The 544-nt window shown below is 59.6% G+C and carries 1 pseudogene; it reads left to right on the plus strand.

The window, feature by feature from the left end:
* Window positions 1-307, plus strand: a pseudogene (locus AC1DZC_RS20315) (hypothetical protein); the annotation flags it as partial.
* Window positions 308-544: the final 237 nt, after the last annotated feature.

The following is a 544-nucleotide window of genomic DNA, read 5'->3' on the forward strand; positions in this document are numbered from 1 at the left end:
CATGGAAGGTGCCAATCCAAGGCATGGTCATGAATGGGCGGTCTTCAAGGAAATCCCGCTCCCCGAGGACAAGATCCTGGTCCCCGGGGTTATTGATTCCACCTCCAATTATGTCGATCACCCCGAACTGATCGCAGAACGGCTCCTGCGCTATGCCGACGTGGTCGGTCGCGAACGGCTGGCGGCCGGATCGGATTGTGGATTTTCGACCTTCAGTGGCCTGCCGACGGTGTTTCCCGACATCGCCTGGTTGAAACTGGCGGCACTCGTGGAAGGTGCCGCTATCGCCAGTAAGAAATTGTGGTGAGAAAACGCCCGGGACTGCTCCATTGTGTGCGGCAGTCCCGGGCCTGCAATCCGTGGCATCATCGCCACATATCGAGCTGGTACTTGCGTGCCCCGCCATGCCTGAGGCGGACCTTGAGGCTCGACAAGGCAATTCGATCGGGTTGCCTTGCACCATCGCCTCGACCGTGCTGCGAGAATTCAGCGGGGGGAGTCCTTAGGCGAGTCGACCTGACATATGAGTCTGACCTGACCTGGC

Source organism: Cellulomonas sp. P2_B4 (assembly GCF_056404795.1).